Annotated in this window: 9 protein-coding genes; 5 read left to right on the top strand and 4 right to left on the bottom strand. The window is 59.0% G+C overall.

What is annotated here, in order from left to right:
* Positions 1–79 precede the first annotated feature (79 nt).
* The 4 genes from H7C18_RS27350 to H7C18_RS27335 all read left to right on the top strand — a co-directional run bounded on the left by H7C18_RS27350 (position 80) and on the right by H7C18_RS27335 (position 7,482).
* Positions 80–3,883, top strand: coding sequence for an Ig-like domain-containing protein (locus H7C18_RS27350; RefSeq protein ID WP_185132312.1), 3,804 nt, complete (start codon positions 80–82; stop codon positions 3,881–3,883).
* A 168-nt stretch (positions 3,884–4,051) separates the two neighbouring features.
* Positions 4,052–5,020 carry an ABC transporter permease gene (locus tag H7C18_RS27345; protein WP_185132311.1) on the top strand — a complete coding sequence of 323 codons (969 nt, stop codon included), beginning with the start codon at positions 4,052–4,054 and terminating at the stop codon, positions 5,018–5,020.
* 13 nt (positions 5,021–5,033) lie between these two features.
* Complete coding sequence (locus H7C18_RS27340; RefSeq protein WP_185132310.1) at positions 5,034–5,930, top strand: carbohydrate ABC transporter permease; 897 nt, start codon at positions 5,034–5,036, stop codon at positions 5,928–5,930.
* A 25-nt stretch (positions 5,931–5,955) separates the two neighbouring features.
* Positions 5,956–7,482: an ABC transporter substrate-binding protein gene (locus H7C18_RS27335; protein WP_185132309.1), complete on the top strand. Its 1,527-nt coding sequence runs from the start codon at positions 5,956–5,958 to the stop codon at positions 7,480–7,482.
* Between the two features lie 171 nt (positions 7,483–7,653).
* Here the strand turns inward: H7C18_RS27335 and H7C18_RS27330 are convergent, their stop codons facing one another.
* The 4 genes from H7C18_RS27330 to H7C18_RS27315 are packed head-to-tail and all read right to left on the bottom strand — an operon-like array spanning position 7,654 to position 11,719.
* Positions 7,654–8,754 (bottom strand): GerAB/ArcD/ProY family transporter, encoded by a 1,101-nt coding sequence (locus H7C18_RS27330; protein ID WP_185132308.1) that lies wholly within the window; start codon positions 8,752–8,754, stop codon positions 7,654–7,656.
* Positions 8,755–8,770: 16 nt separating this feature from the next.
* Positions 8,771–8,998: a hypothetical protein gene (locus H7C18_RS27325; RefSeq protein ID WP_185132307.1), complete on the bottom strand. Its 228-nt coding sequence runs from the start codon at positions 8,996–8,998 to the stop codon at positions 8,771–8,773.
* A 22-nt stretch (positions 8,999–9,020) separates the two neighbouring features.
* Positions 9,021–10,199, bottom strand: coding sequence for a Ger(x)C family spore germination protein (locus tag H7C18_RS27320; protein ID WP_185132306.1), 1,179 nt, complete (start codon positions 10,197–10,199; stop codon positions 9,021–9,023).
* Positions 10,196–11,719 (bottom strand): spore germination protein, encoded by a 1,524-nt coding sequence (locus H7C18_RS27315; protein WP_185132305.1) that lies wholly within the window; start codon positions 11,717–11,719, stop codon positions 10,196–10,198. The genes H7C18_RS27320 and H7C18_RS27315 overlap by 4 nt, the downstream gene beginning before the upstream one ends.
* Positions 11,720–11,920: 201 nt before the next feature.
* Here H7C18_RS27315 and H7C18_RS27310 point away from each other — a divergent pair, with 201 nt between their 5' ends.
* Positions 11,921–12,499 carry an acetylglutamate kinase gene (locus H7C18_RS27310; RefSeq protein WP_185132304.1) on the top strand — a complete coding sequence of 193 codons (579 nt, stop codon included), beginning with the start codon at positions 11,921–11,923 and terminating at the stop codon, positions 12,497–12,499.
* The last annotated feature ends 13 nt before the right edge of the window (positions 12,500–12,512 follow it).

Below are 12,512 nucleotides of genomic sequence, written 5' to 3'. Positions count from 1 at the left end.
TTTGGGATGGCCGGCGCCGGGTGCCGTTTGCCAGAATGATACCGGTAACACATTTCGAATCCGAAAGGTGTGAAGGGTAATGGGCAAGCGGTATTCGGCATTAGGGCTGGCAGTCTGTCTATTGCTGGGCTGGTTCCCCGTGGCGCATGGGGTTCCGCATGGGTATGCGGAGGGGAGCGCCGGGACGGCATTTTATGTCGCTCCGAATGGAAGCGATTCCAACTCCGGCGGTCCCGGCGATCCGTTCCAAACGCCGGAGGCGGCGAGGGATGCGATCCGAACGCTGAAGAGCACGAACGGATTGCCGGCCGGAGGCGTCACGGTCTATTTGCGGGAAGGAACCTACGAGAGAAACGAAGCGTTCGAACTTACGGAGGCGGATTCGGGCACCGCGGATTCCCCGATCGTCTACCGCTCGTATCCGGGCGAGACGGCGCGGCTGACGGGCGGCACGAATCTGGACCGTTCCGGCTTCGAGCCGGTGACGGATCCGGCCGTTCTGCAGCGAATCATCGATCCGGCCGCGCGCGGTCAGGTGCTGCGCTTCGATCTGAAAGCCCACGGCCTGACCGATTACGGGACGATCAGCCGGCACGGGTACTGGAAAGCGAGCGATATCAGCGAGCTGCCTCCGATGGAGCTGTACATCGACGGGCAGGGGATGACGCTGGCGCGCTGGCCGAACGAAGGGACGGTCCAGATGGGGGACATCGTCGATCCCGGTCCGACGGTGGACGACCCGGATCTTCAGACGAGAGGCGGGACGTTCCATTACGATTACGACCGCCCGTCGTTATGGACGCAAGCGGACGATATTTGGCTGGACGGCATCTTCGGCTACAGCTGGGAATGGTCCTACAACAGGATCGCGTCCATCGATACCGAGCAGAAGACGATTACGCTGCAATACGGGGAGATGTCCGGCATCCAGAAAAACTGGTACCCCGACTTCCATTTCGCGGAGAACCTGCTCGAAGAGATCGATCGGCCGGGCGAATATTACATCGACCGGACGAACGGACTCCTGTATCTGCTGCCGAACGCGGCGTTCAAGACCGGGCATGGCGACGTTACGGTAACGACGCTGCGCGATCCGATGATCTCCGCGCGCGACGCCTCCTACGTGAGCTTCGAGGAGTTGTCGCTGGAGTACGGCCGGGATACGGCGGCCGTCATCATCGGCGGAAGCCACGTGACGATCGACCACTGCGATATCGGCAACTTCGCGAACAAGGCGGTGTCCGTCAACGAGACGACGCGGTTTATGGATCCGGTCCCGGACGATGCGCTTACCGGTCACGACCATCTTGTCTCGAATACGCATATCCACCATATCGGGGGCGCCGCCGTTACGCTGAACGGAGGCGACGCGGTCACGTTGACTCCCGGTAACAACAAGGTGGAAAATTCGCATATCCATGATTTTGCCTACTACAACAAAGCGTACAATCCCGGCGTGTCCCTAAGCGGAGTCGGCAATCAGGCGATCGGCAACGAGATACACGACGCGCCGCATCCGGGCATTCTGATCTTCGGCAACGACCATCTGGTCGAGAACAACGACATTTACGACATCTGCAAAATGTTCTCGGACCTGGGCGCGATCTACATGAACGAAGGCGCCACGCCGCAGCACCGGGGAACGGTCATCCGGCACAACTACTTCCACCATATCGGCGAGAACAAGCCGGGCGTGGAGGGCGTATACCCGGACAACCTGACAATGGGGCTGACGATCGAAGGCAACATTTTCTACAAGATGGGCAATTCCGGAATCAAGAACAATATGGGCTCCTATATCAAGGCCGACAACAACATTTTCGTGGACACGTACATCCCGTACGACAACCAGGAGCTGTTCATGGGCGACGGACCGGGCAACAAGGTCGATACCGCCTACATGCCGCAATGGAAGGCGCTGTTCGAACAGAACGACAACTTCGCCGGAACGCCTTATTTGGAGCAATATCCGGAGCTGGCAAACTTCTTCGACGAGAACCGGTATTATCCGGACACCAACACGTTCACGAATAACGTCGTCTATAACAAGGCGGTGCAGCGTTCGAAGGATGTGGACGCGCAGGGCGCGCGGGACGTCAATCAGCTGCTTCATGCCGAAGGCAACTGGGTGGCCGATCAGGATCCGGGCTTCGAGGACCTCGCGGCAGGAGATTTCCGGCTGAAGGACGACGCGGCGGTGTTCGCGCGCATTCCGGGATTTGAGGCCATTCCGTTCGAACAGATCGGGACGCACGGGAAAATCGGCCTCACCGCCTCGCCCGATACGGTCGAACTGGCCGGAGTCGCTTTCCCCTCTTCTAGCGTGACGCTGGAATTGGGAACGAAGGCGCCGGTCCGGGCGGAACCGATTCCGTGGAACGCCTCGGAGACCGGCATCGCGTACAGCAGCAGCGATCCGAACGTTGCGGCCGTGGATGCCGGCGGCGAGGCGGAGGCGTTGGCGCCGGGAACCGCGGTCATCACGGCCGTGTCGAAGGCGAATCCGGCTTTGAAGGCCGAATGCGAGGTGACCGTCGCGGACGGCGACGGGGTGATGCACTTCACCGACTTCGAATCGGGGGGCAACGGCTGGCCGGTCGACGCCAATCGAAGCATTGCGGAAGATTCGGATGGCAACCATTGGTACCGAATCGTCGGCGGCGCGAACGCGCAGTCGCCGCGCGATTTTTCCGACTACGTGCTCGAATACAAGGTGAAGATGCCTGCCGCCGTACCGGTCGGAGCCAACTTCCTGATGTACGATCGCAACGGGGAGAACGGGAGCGGCTACGTATTCTACAAAAAGACGGAAGCCGGTTCCCTGTGGGGGTACTACGACTCGCAGTGGCAGGCGCTTCAGGAGGTTGAACTGCCGCAGGACGATCTGAAGCCCGGCAGCGTCAACGAGATCCAGCTCGTCGTTCAAGGCGCGAGCGTCAGCCTGTACGTGAACGGGGAACTGCGAATGCAAGGCGCCAACCCGGCGCACAGCGCGAGCGGCAAAGTGGGCTTTTACGTGGAAGGGCTCACGGATCTGCAATTCGACGACGTGAAGTTCTCGGTCATCCGGGAGCCGGTGACGGGGATTACGCTGGATCGTGGCGCATTCACGCTCGAGATGGGCGAGATCGTTCCGCTTACAGCCGCCGTCCAACCGGCGAACGCTTCCAACCGGAAGATCAAATGGGTCTCCAGCGCGCCGGAGACGGCCAGTGTCGATGAAGCCGGCGTCATGACCGGACACGGGCAGGGCTCGGCGGTCATTACCGCCGTATCGGACGCGGACGAAGGGATCAAGGCGAGCGCGAAGGTTACGGTGCGGCCCTGGCCGAACTATCCGATCGAGCTGTTGAACAAGGCGATCAAGGATAAGAAAAATTGGACGGATTCGCAGGCGGTCAGCTTCCCGCGCAGGAACGTCCGGTTTGCCGGCGAAGGCGCGTTCGGATACGAGAAGACGAAGCTCGGCGGCAAGCTGCTGCGGTTCCGCGCCAAGTTCGGCGCCTATGAAGGGGGCTGGTACGGGTTCGCGCTGCGGTCCGACCGGACCGGCGACCCGACCTGGGTGAACGGGAACAAAGGCTATCTGGTCGTCATCAAGGAAGACCAGATCGAGCTGCAGTCATGGAAGCCGGGCCAGACGATGATGCGCATCGTCCCGAATACGGCGTTTAAGGCGGGAGGCGAGTACGACATCGAGATCGGCGTCGTCCCGGTCGAGGGGGGTCGGCGGTTCATTCTGAAGTCGGGCAAGAACGTCGTTCTGAACGAGCTGGACGCCGATCCGTCCAATCCGATCGCGGCGGAAGGGTACTTCAATGTGTACAACTACGCCAAGGGCGGCAACGCGATCGAGCTGATGGCGGCCAAATCCAAATCATAAGCGAATATCGCGATTCATTTTGATACGATATCGCCTTTTTAGGATTTCAAAGGCGAGTCGGGCGATGGCATGATGGGATGGGCGGATCGGACGGCCGATATTCGAACCGATCCGCGCCATTCCGCTCGAACGGAGAAAAAGAACAAAAAAGAAAGGAGGACAACCCTCATGAACCAGAACGAAGCGGGCGCTCGCATCGCCGGCATCGCCGAAGCGAAGAAGGGCAAAGCGCGAAGAAAGCTGCTGCGCAGCGGCGACAAGGAGCTGAGCTTCCTCGCGCTTCCGGCGGTTCTTTACATCTTCGTCTTCAGCTACCTGACGATGTTCGGCGTCATTATCGCCTTCAAGAACTACCGTTACGACCGGGGGATATGGGGGAGCGAATGGGTCGGGCTTCAGAACTTCAAGTTTTTCTTCATTTCCGAGAAGGCTTTCATCGTGACCCGCAACACCATTCTGTACAACGTCTGGTTCTGGATCGTGACCACGTTCTGCGCCCTGCTCGTGGCCGTCCTGCTGAACGAAATCTCGAGAAAGTGGAGCAAATATTATCAGACCGTCATGTTCCTGCCGACGTTCGTCTCCTGGATCGTCATCATGTTCCTGGTACAGATGTTTCTGGATCACGACAACGGATTCGTTAACCGGCTCATCCTGTCGATGGGCGGGGAGCGGATCCGATGGTACCTCGAACCGGCTTACTGGCCGTTCATTCTGACCTTGGCCCATCTGTGGAAATCGATCGGCTTCTCCGCGCTCGTCTATTACGCCGGCATCGTCGCCATCGACCCTTCCTATTACGAGGCCGCGAGAATGGACGGAGCGACCCGATTCCAGATGGTGCGCAAGATTACGATTCCGATGCTGGCCCCGCTCATTACGATTCTGCTCATCATGGCGATCGGCAGCATGTTCCGGGGAGACTTCGGCCTGCACTACTTCGTCTCGAACAATTCGCCGCTCCTGTACAACACGGTCGATATTATCGATACGTTCGTTTACCGTGCGCTTGCCGTCAGCGGGGATACTTCGATGGCGGCGGCCGTCGGTCTGTATCAGTCGCTGGTCGGGTTCGTGCTGGTCGTGGCCGCCAACTACACCGTCCGCAAAATCAACGAGGAAAATTCTCTGTGGTAGGAGGCGAACTTCGATGAACGCTGCCGCGCTGTCGGACCGCAAAGCAGGCAATATCGTCATCCATCTTTTTTTCATCCTTCTGTCGATCGGGATCGTGGCGCCGTTCCTGCTGATCGTCTCCGTCTCCCTGACGGACGAGAAGGCGCTCGCGGAATTCGGGTACCGGTTCTTCCCGAGCAAGTTCAGCCTGGTCGCTTACGACTTCGTGCTTCAGACGCCCGGCATCGTGCTGAGGGCTTACGGCAACACGATCTTCATCACAGCGGCGGGCACGGTTCTCAGCCTGCTGCTGACCAGCATGGTGGCGTACGCGATCTCGCGCAGGGATTACAAGTGGAGAGTTCCCTTGACGGTCTATATCTTTTTCACCATGCTGTTCTCGGGAGGACTCGTGCCGTTCTACATTCTGATGACGCAATATTTGCACCTGAAGGACTCCCTGTGGGCGATTATCCTGCCGGGGATGCTGTCCCCTTTCTACGTGCTCATCATGAAAGGCTTCATGGGCAAAATCCCGTACGAGCTCATCGAATCCGCGAAAGTGGACGGCGCCGGCGAGTGGCGGATCTTCTTCCGCATGATCCTGCCATTGTCCACGCCGGCGCTGGCGACTTTGGGTCTGTTCATCGCCTTCAATTATTGGAACGAATGGTTTAACGCGCTGCTGTTCATCGACGACGACCGAAAGGTGCCGCTGCAGCTTCTGCTCGTGCGGATTATGAATACGCTCGATTTCCTGCGCAACAACAGCAAATACATTCAGAGCCTGGGGCTGGACATGAGCCAGCTGCCCGACGAGTCCATGCGGATGGCGCTCGTCATTCTGGTCGCGGGTCCGATGATGTTCGTGTTCCCGTTCTTCCAGAAATATTTCGTGCAGGGCATGACGGTCGGTTCGTTGAAAGGATAAGAGACCTATACACGGAGGGGTTACGATGGCTCACAAAAGGATGCTAGGCGTTCTCGCGCTCGGTCTGGCACTCACGTTATCGGCTTGCGGAGGCAATAACGGCAATAACGGCGGCAATGGAGCCGCGGCAAGCGGGGGCTCGTCCCCGGCGGCATCCGGTTCCTCCGCGGGCGATCAAGGGGGAAGCGGGCTGCCTCCGGTCGAGCTGACGTGGTATTACGGCGTCGCCCAGGTGCCGCCCGACCAGCAGCTGATCGAAGACGAGGTCAACAAGATCGTCAAAGCGAAAATCAACGCCACCGTGAAGCTGAAGCCGATCGACTTCGGCAGCTATACGACGAAGATGAATACGGCCAGCGCCGCGGGCGAGCGCTTCGACTTGGTCTGGACGGCGAACTGGGCGTTCAACTACGACGAGAACGTGAAGAAGGGCGCCTTCCTTCCGCTGGACCGGCTGATCGACCAATACGCGCCCAAGACGAAGGCGTCCATTCCCGATTTTACGTGGAACGCGACGAAGTACAAGGGCGAAATCTATGCCGTTCCGAACTACCAGACCGTCACTTCCCGCTATGGCGTGAACGTGATCAAGGAGTACGCGGACAAGTACGGCTTGGACGTCTCCAAGGTGAAGAAGCTGGACGACCTGGAGCCGTTCCTGGAGCAGGTCAAGCAGAACGAACCGGGCATCACGCCGTTTATGCTCGCCGGCCCGCTGACCAAGTTCAATCCGTTCTCCAACGGCTACGACGACGACTACGGAGTCAAGATCGGGGATGAATCGTTCAAGACGAACGTCATCGAGTCGACGCCGGAATACAAGCATTTCGTCGAGCTGATGCATAGTTGGTTCGAGAAAGGCTATATCAACGAGGACGCGTCCACCGTCAAGCAGATCGACGCCAGCTATAACGGCAAGTTCGCCGTCTCGATCGAATATTCGATGAAGCCGGGCTACGAGGCGGAGATCAAGGCGAAGAACGGCGGCCGGGAGATCGTCGGCATCCCGCTCGCCGACGTAACGACGACGCGCACGTCCAATATCGCGACGCTCACCTCCATCAGCCGCACTTCCGCCAACCCGGAACGCGCCATGATGCTGATCGAATTGGTCAATACGGATCCCGAGCTGTTCAACCTGCTCAGCTTCGGCATCGAGGGCAAGCATTACGAGAAGCTGGACGACAAGACGATCCGGGTGAATCCGAACGGCGGCTATACGGCTTCCAACTGGGTGTTCGGCAACGTGTTCAACGGCTACCTGATCGAAGGCCAGGCGCCGGATACGTGGGAAGTGACCAAGAAGCTGAACGAGACGGCGGTCGTGCAGCCGACGTTCGGGTTCAACTTCGACGATTCGGCCGTCAAGGCGGAGAATGCCAACATCGCGGCCATCAAGGCGGAATACGAACCGCTTCTGGACACGGGAACGGTCGATCCGGCCGAGTATTTGCCCGAGTACCTGAACAAGCTGAAGAAGGCCGGCGTCGACAAAGTGCAGGCCGAGCTGCAGCGGCAGCTGGACGCCTGGTTGGCGGAGAACAAGAAATAAGCGAAAACGGGAGAAGAGAGCGCTCTCCAGGTCCGTCCGGACTTTCGGGAGCGGTCTCTTCTTTTCTTCTCTATAAAGAAAGTATAAGTTTCCCGGGGTCCCCGCAAAGTACCTGAGTATGCTTCGAAGCTGAGCCCCGCTTTGTGGGGTTATCTTCCATTGTCCGCCGCTTTAGTTCCCCGAACCGAAGCTTTTACGGATCAGAGCGATAAACAGCAAGGCGGCCGGGATGAGAACCAGGCAGAGCAAGGAGAAGACGGGACCTGTCGTCAGGAAAAAAGCAAGCATGTCCTGGAAGTTGGGCGCCACCCACTTGGCGAACGCGATGACGAGGAAGCCGAGCGGGAACACGATAGGGCGGTAGTCCGTGAGCTTGAGCCATTGGGCGGTTCCGATCGTCAGGGCGTACTGCCACATGGAGATCTGAACGAATCCGCCCAGCAGCCATAGCGTCGCCACGATCGATTCGACGTGCGAGAAGAAATCCGCGATGCTGATGAACCGCGAAGCGGAGAAGACGGGGAACATAAGGTCGGCCGTGAGATCGCCGAACAAGAGCAAGCACGTCAAATGAGCCAGCACCATCGTGGCGAGCATCGCCAGCACGGCGCCCAATCCCGCGCGAAGACCGCTCTTCCGGTTCCGCAAGCAGGGCAGCAAAAAGGCGATCGCGAAAAATTCGATGAACCAGGCGATCGGTTCGATAGCTCCCTTGATCGAGGGCATCACCCCGTATCCCAGCACGGGGCGAACGTTTTGCCAATCCAGATCAGGCAAAAGGAACAAGAAGATAAACGCGAGCAGTAAACCGAACAGAGGCGCGAACAAGACGGCGAACCGGACGAGAACCTCCAAGCCGCTTCGCACGGCGAAGGAGCTGGCCATCACGATGCCGGCCACGACGACCGCCATCGGCGTGTTCGGAAGAAAGGCGAGAATAATGAATTCCTCGTACTCCCGGATAATCGAACCGATGACCAGCAGAAGGAAGAAGAGGAAGACGAAGCTGATCGCCTTGCCCGCCACTTTTCCGACAATCCGTTCGCTGTATTCCACGAACGTGGACCGCGGATAGAGACGCTCGAGCTTCCAGGCCAGGAAGATGCAGAGGATGCCCCATAAGGCTCCCCAGATCGGGGAGATCCACATGTCCTGCTTCGCCTGCTTGGCCGAGATGGCGGGAACGATCAATGTCGAGGTGGCCCCGATCATCAGATACATGGCCAAGCCCAATTGCAGCGACGAAATTTTCCCCTTCTCGATCATGGGCATTGCCAACCTCCTCCGGCTATGTTTTCAAGATCGAACCGAGCGGGCCGAACAACAGATCGATCATTTTCATGGCGCTTGGGATCCGGGGAAACCAGATGAGCAGGATCGACAGAAAAGCCGCGACGGCGATAATGCCGATAAAGGCGGTTTTTTCTTTTTTCATACCGGCATTCATGCGCGGCCAATCGTATCGGAACAGCCCCCATACGATCAGAGCCAAGCTAAGCGTAAATAACAATTTCAAGCGGTTCCCTCCCCGGCGGTTCTTATTTGCCCGAGAAACCCGGCCGCTTCAGCCGGACATCGGAACTAACGTCGACTCTGACTTGCGGGAACTTCTCGCTCCAATTCTTCTTGACGCGCTCCCACTGCTTCGGGTAGCTGCGGCGAAACGTATCGGAGAAGCCGAAGATGTCGGCGTCCATCTTCCGCTGAGCTTCGGCGAGCGCGCTCTCGATCCGGTCGGACACTTCATCGTTCAGGCCTTCCTGGATCCGATTCGCTTGACGGGGTTCAAGCGGGTCGAGGCCCGACTCGTTCTGGATCAAGTTGGCTTCGGAAGAGATTTGCACTCGAATGCTCCACTCGTCCCCCCGGATGGACGGAATCAGCCGCACTTTGGATCGGTTCAGATGGGCCGATACGAATCCGTTCGATCCGGCCGGCTTGAACGTAATGACGGATTCCTTGACCGAATTCCGCAGCCACATGATTCCCCGGGTCGTGTACTCGTCGATCTGTCCGACCATCTTGCCGTCCTTGAGCACGGCGGTGCCGGAGATAAACGGCGACTGATTGGACTCCGGGTTCCGCTTATTGATCGAGACAAGAGGAAGAGCCTCCGCCCCCGCGTCACTCTTCAGCATCTGCATCAGCTCTTTCACGTTGACTCTAAGGCCGGTCTGGGACTTGGCCATCTCTCGCAGGCCCTCCGAGATATTGCGTTCGAGCTGGGAGGGGCGTGCCATCACATCCTTGGCTTTGCCTTTGCTCACGAAGACAAAGGCGCCGAGCCTCGGACCGGGATGCCGCATCAGGAAGTCGGTCTGATCGGTAATCCCGTGCTTGGCCAATTGTTCTCCGAAAACGAACACTTCGCCATGACCCCAGAAGACTTTCCGCGGAAGCAGCTCCTGCAGTTTGGTCGCCGCATCGGCGATCGTGTCGCCGGTTGCCGTGTAGACGGTCGTTTGCTCCTTGGCGGTCCCGCTGCTCATGCCGCTTCCTCCGCCGGCGGATCCCTGCTGGTCGCCGGCTTGCTTGGCAACGAAGATTTGAACCGACAGCTCGAGCTTGTTGTCTTCGGACAGATCCAGGCCGGCGCCCATTACAAGCGCCAAGTCGTTGACCTCCTGACGGTCCCAACAGCCGGTCAGACCGATGGACGAAGCAACCAGGAGGGCTAGTACCAGTCCCATTCCGGAGCGTCTCGCGCTGCCGTTCACTTCGGGCCTCCCCTGCGCCGGACTTGATACGAGCTTCCAGGCTGCTGCCGATATTTGTTCCATCGGCCGGTGAAGTGCGGACGAATCCGCATGTTCCAGAGCGGCGCCCGCACGAGCACGTCCTTCAAGCCCGTCTTCTCGGTTGTCGCCACGGGCGCCATGTATGGAACGCCGAACGAGCGAAGAGAAAAGAGGTGGGTCAGCAGGAAGAGCGTCCCGAGAATCAATCCGTAAAAACCGAGAAATCCGGCCAGCAGCATCATGGGAAAACGAATGATCCGGATGGCGATGCCCATCGTATAGTGGGGAATCATGAACGAGGCGATCCCGGTAACGGCGACGACCATGACCATCGGCGACGAGACGAGCCCGGCGGAGATCGCCGCTTGACCGATGACGAGCGCGCCGACGATGCTGACCGCGGCGCCGACCTGCTTCGGAAGACGGACTCCGGCTTCGCGCAGCGCCTCGAACGTCACTTCCATCAGAAGTGCTTCGACCAGCGCCGGGAACGGGATCAACTCTCTCGATTTGGCCATGCTGAGCAGCAAGGTAGTCGGAATCATCTCTTGATGGAACGTAATGATCGCGACGTAGAGAGACGGGCCGATCAGCGCAATTAACGTGAACAGATAACGTAACCAGCGGATCGCCGTGCCGAAGTAGAAGCTTTGGTAGTAATCTTCGGCGGATTGAAGGAACGAGAAAAAGGAGACCGGCGCGATCAGCGTGAGAGGCGTCCCTTCTACCAGCAAAACGATACGGCCCTCGAGCAGATGGGCGGCGGCGATGTCGGGCCGCTCCGTCGTCTGCAGAAGCGGGAAAGGAGACATGGGATTATCCTCGATCATCTCTTGGATATAGCCGGTTTCGAGGATGCCGTCGATCTGGATCCGCTTCAGCCGCTGCTCCATCTCCGAGAGCAGGCCCGGATCCGCCACTCCGTCCAGATAGGCGATGACCACTTGCGTCTGCGAGAATTTCCCGATGGTCATCGTTCGCATCTTGAGGCTGGGTGTCTTTAACTTGCGGCGCAGCATGGCGGTATTCACCTGGAGGGTCTCGATAAACCCTTCCCGCGGACCCCGAACGACCGCTTCGGCTTCGGGCTCCTGTACGGAGCGTTGGTCCCAGCTTGCCAGAGCGACTGCCAGCCCTCCGGTTTCGCCGTCGACGAGCAGGACCGGATTGCCGTCCGACACTTCTTTGACCACGTCGTTCGGCGTCGAGACCGGATGGGTCGACGAGACCGGCACGATCGGGCGGTAGGCGTCGATTCCGGAGCCCTTCTCGGGAGGCTCCGTCTTTCCGGCGGACTGAAGAATCATGCGGTTGATCTCATCGATGTTGGACAGGCCGGCAATGTAGACGAGAGCGGCCCGCACGGATTTCCCGTAACGGAACTCATGAAAGACGACGTCGAAGCAATCCTGATAGAGGCTCCGCAACTGAGTCAGGTTGTCATCCAGCCGGGAACCAAGCTTTGAAGCGGCTTGATCGTTGTTCTCGCTGCGGCGCATCTTTTCTTTTCCTCCACGGTGCTGGTTTCCAATCCTGTCATCATCCCCATTATGGTCTTCGGAAACCGGGTTTATAAGCCGAGTCGTCCGAATTCCTCGCGAATGGTCGAAAGGGTCAGGAAGCGGAAGCCCGCGCACACAAGGGAGATTCGCCCATATACTGACCATTGAGCGAAAGAGAGGGAGCGTGATTGATTTAAGATGTTGCGCGATTATTCGAATGCCGCACGGATGTGGACGCCGTCCGCCGTAGCCCTGAATCAGAATTTGCGAAAGCTGTGGGCGGACCACGTCTATTGGACTCGTCTCACCGTGAACAGCATCGCCGGCAAGCTGCCGGACGAGCAGGCGACGACGGCCCGGCTGCTGCGGAATCCCGACGATTTCGGAGCGGCTCTGGCACCGCTGTACGGTCCGGCGATCGCGGCGGCGGCCGCCTCCTTGCTCCGCGATCACTTGACGATCGCGGCCGATCTCGTCAAGGCGCTGCGGGACGGCCGCTCCGCGACGGCGGCGGCGCTTCAGACCCGCTGGTACCGGAACGCGGATTCGATCGCCGAGCTGCTGGGCCGGATCAATCCATACTGGACTGTAGACGAGTGGAGGCGAATGATGTACGATCATTTGCGCCTCCTGACCGGGGAAGCGTCGGCCCGATTGGCCGGCGATTACGCGAAGAACGTGGCGACGAGCGATCCGATCGTAGCGCAGGCGCTCGGCATGGCCGATACGATGACATCCGGGATCCTCCGGCAATTCCCTGCGGCATTCTCTCATTAAGCGCGGTGAACCG

The organism is Cohnella zeiphila, assembly GCF_014212055.1.
GTDB classification, from domain to species: Bacteria; Bacillota; Bacilli; order Paenibacillales; family Paenibacillaceae; genus Cohnella; species Cohnella zeiphila.
This window is presented reverse-complemented; position numbering and strand designations above follow the sequence as displayed.

What these genes read in the sequence shown, in the direction of transcription:
- H7C18_RS27340 (WP_185132310.1), top strand. Translation starts at nt 5,034, where the DNA reads ATGAACGCTGCCGCGCTGTCGGACCGCAAAGCAGGCAATATCGTCATC.
- H7C18_RS27350 (WP_185132312.1), top strand. Translation starts at nt 80, where the DNA reads ATGGGCAAGCGGTATTCGGCATTAGGGCTGGCAGTCTGTCTATTGCTG.
- H7C18_RS27345 (WP_185132311.1), top strand. Translation starts at nt 4,052, where the DNA reads ATGAACCAGAACGAAGCGGGCGCTCGCATCGCCGGCATCGCCGAAGCG.
- H7C18_RS27310 (WP_185132304.1), top strand. Translation starts at nt 11,921, where the DNA reads ATGTTGCGCGATTATTCGAATGCCGCACGGATGTGGACGCCGTCCGCC.
- H7C18_RS27330 (WP_185132308.1), bottom strand. Translation starts at nt 8,754, where the DNA reads ATGCCCATGATCGAGAAGGGGAAAATTTCGTCGCTGCAATTGGGCTTG.
- H7C18_RS27315 (WP_185132305.1), bottom strand. Translation starts at nt 11,719, where the DNA reads ATGCGCCGCAGCGAGAACAACGATCAAGCCGCTTCAAAGCTTGGTTCC.
- H7C18_RS27335 (WP_185132309.1), top strand. Translation starts at nt 5,956, where the DNA reads ATGGCTCACAAAAGGATGCTAGGCGTTCTCGCGCTCGGTCTGGCACTC.